This window comes from Mesorhizobium sp. M5C.F.Ca.IN.020.32.2.1, assembly GCF_004023105.1.
GTDB lineage: Bacteria > Pseudomonadota > Alphaproteobacteria > Rhizobiales > Rhizobiaceae > Mesorhizobium > Mesorhizobium wenxiniae.
The window spans coordinates 1-2,071 of sequence record NZ_RZSX01001019.1; the positions used below are offsets into that span (position 1 = coordinate 1).

At 62.4% G+C, this 2,071-nt stretch carries 2 protein-coding genes; both read right to left on the bottom strand.

Annotated features, from left to right (window positions below; translation table 11 throughout):
* Positions 1–254: 254 nt before the first annotated feature.
* Positions 255–1,190 carry a Gfo/Idh/MocA family oxidoreductase gene (locus EOA86_RS32255; protein WP_128345298.1) on the bottom strand — a complete coding sequence of 312 codons (936 nt, stop codon included), beginning with the start codon at positions 1,188–1,190 and terminating at the stop codon, positions 255–257.
* A 178-nt stretch (positions 1,191–1,368) separates the two neighbouring features.
* Positions 1,369–1,650 carry a hypothetical protein gene (locus tag EOA86_RS32260; RefSeq protein ID WP_029352173.1) on the bottom strand — a complete coding sequence of 94 codons (282 nt, stop codon included), beginning with the start codon at positions 1,648–1,650 and terminating at the stop codon, positions 1,369–1,371.
* Positions 1,651–2,071: the final 421 nt, after the last annotated feature.

Here is a 2,071-nt window from a genome sequence, read left to right on the forward strand (position 1 = left end):
GGACTGTTGTGACTTATTTCGATCGTCCAGCGCCGCCCCTCATTGCCCTGCCGGGCAGTTCTCCCCGTGAACGGGGAGAAAGAACCTGGCCGCAGTCTTGGCGCTCTTCTGCGACGCCGGAGATTGACGAAATCTTTGATGCCGGCATCTCCTCCGTTCACGGGAAAAGATGCCGGCAGGCAGATGTGGGGCGGCGCGGCGCTTGCAAGATGGTCAGGACCGGAGGCGACGGCCACTCTTTACAGCGTCGCGGCTTAATCGAAAAACGCTTCCACCAAATTGCGCTTGCCGAGCATGAAGGCGTCTGCGACATGCTGCAGCGGGGCGAGGTCGACGTCGGACACGCCGGCGCGCACGATCTCGGCGAAGCGCTTGTAGAGCATCGGATACTCCGCTTCCGGCTCGTCGTGAACGACACGGCCGTCGACCGCTAGTTTTGAGCCGCCGCCCGAAAGCACCATCGCGCCCTTGTCCGTCTCGGCTAGGATGTCCCAGCTTTGCGGGCCGGTCTGGCGCCAGTCGAGCTCCATCGTCACCGGCAAGCCGTTCGAGGTGCGGAAGGCGATATGTGCAGCGATTGGGGCCGCGCGGTTTTCGGGAAAATCGAGAATTGCCGAGGTGATGAACATCGCCGGCAATATGTGGGTCGCAATCGACAGCGCGTTGATGCCGGGATCGAACACGCCGAAGCCGCCTGGCGCCCAGATCCAGTCCTGGTTCGGGTGCCAGCGGCGCACGTCCTCCTTCCAGTTGATGGCTGCTGAGCTGATCTGGGTCGAGCCGAGAAATGCACGCGCGGCTTCCACCGCCGGCGCATAGCGCGAATGCCAGCTGGCGAACAGCGAGACGCCGTTTGCCGCGGCCAGTGCTTTCAGGTCTTCGACCTCGCTGACCGTGGCTCCGGGCGGTTTTTCCAGGAAAACATGTTTTTTCGCTTCCAGCGCTGTCCGCGCGGCGTCATAGCGGAACTGCGGCGGCATGCAGAGCGATACGGCCTCGAGCTCCGGCACGGCGTCGAGCATCGCCTCGATGGTTGGGAAATTCGGGATGTCGTCCACCTTGCCGTGCCGGCTGGCGGCGGCGACGAGGCGGTAGGCCTGGTCCTTCGCCAAGGCCGGCAGATGCTGGTCGCGGACGATCTTTCCTACCCCGACGATGCCGAGCTTGATGGGGTCGTTGTTCCTGGACATGGGAGACTCCGCGGATTGGAAATGAATTGCTCTTGGCAGCGATGGTTCTTAGCAGAGAACCGATGTCGGGCAAGCGGCAGGAGCTTGCCCGCAGGCTGCCGAGATCGGCTTCGTTTCAGACAGACCCCGAACAGATCGGCCCTGCTTCAGACTGGCCCTGCTCCAGACTGGGCCTGCTTCAGACTGGCACGTCGAAGGTGACGATCGAGACTTCGCCTTCGAGCGCGCCCTGATAGGCGGACAGGTGTGGCTCTTCGTCGGGCACGCCGTCCAGGTCGCCGATCTGGTCGAGCTCCGCCTCGGCATAGCCTTCGGCCGCGAGCGATTCGAGCGCCCGGCGCACCGCCGAATCGTCGTCGGGCGCGACCAGCATGAGGTGGACGCCTTCCGGCCTGCCGCCCTTCTTTTTCCATGCCCGGCCGGTGATGATGGTGACCGGGCGCTCATCATTGTCGTTCACGGGCCGATTCCTCCGGGCGGGGGGATTTGCGCTGTTCATGCCGCCTTTTTCGCATGAAGCATGGCTGCGCAACAGCCGAAAGCCGGTCACTTTCTTCCTTCCCCTTGCAAAATGGCGAAAGAAAATTACATGCGCTTTTCGCATGGCTGCCAAGCCTCGGTTTCCACGTAATATTTGGCGGCCCGGGGTTGACGGGCAACAGGCTTGCGAGTAGAAGCCGCCCAGTCAGAACCGATGTGAGGCTCTCCCTTCCGAAGCGACACGCTTTGGAGTTTGCCTCAAACAGGGTTCGTTTTGCGAGCGAAAAGACATTTCCGGCGTGCATGAAGCGGCTTCCGCTTCCTCTGCCATTTGTTCGGGCAAGACCGCGAGGCGCGGTTTGTGGCCCGAATTTGCGTATGGAAATGACGCTTTGAGCGGC

Coding starts and splice junctions, on each gene's coding strand:
- EOA86_RS32255 (WP_128345298.1), bottom strand. CDS start 1,190: ATGTCCAGGAACAACGACCCCATCAAGCTCGGCATCGTCGGGGTAGGA.